At 37.3% G+C, this 375-nt stretch carries 1 protein-coding gene; it reads left to right on the top strand.

All coding sequences use genetic code 11. From position 1 onward, the window contains the following. The coding region (locus CN326_RS23780) for an IS6 family transposase (protein WP_141525129.1) at positions 1–375 on the top strand (375 nt) is incomplete at both ends.

Raw genomic sequence — 375 nt, 5'->3', positions numbered from 1 at the left:
CCGTCGTCACCTCAAACAAACAAATGACTCTTGGAGAGTCGATGAAACATATATCAAAGTTAAAGGTCAATGGATGTATCTGTATCGTGCTGTTGATTCGAAAGGAAACACAATTGATTTTTTCCTAAACAAAACAAGAGACCAGAAGGCTGCAAAGCGCTTTTTCAAGAAAGCTTTGCGGTCTTTTCATGTTTCAAAGCCACGTGTTATAACAGTCGATAAGAACCCGGCTTATCCTATAGCAATTGAACAGTTGAAAAAAGAAAAAAGCATACCTGATGGTATGCAACTTAGACAACAAAAGTACTTGAATAACATAGTAGAACAAGATCATCGCTTTATAAAGAAGCGAATCCGTTCTATGCTAGGGTTCAA

Source organism: Bacillus sp. AFS018417 (genome assembly GCF_002560985.1).
In the GTDB taxonomy this organism is placed as follows: Bacteria; Bacillota; Bacilli; order Bacillales; family Bacillaceae_G; genus Bacillus_A; species Bacillus_A rhizoplanae.
The sequence above is the reverse complement of the archived record's forward strand: the minus strand, read 5'-3'. Positions and strand labels throughout refer to the sequence as shown.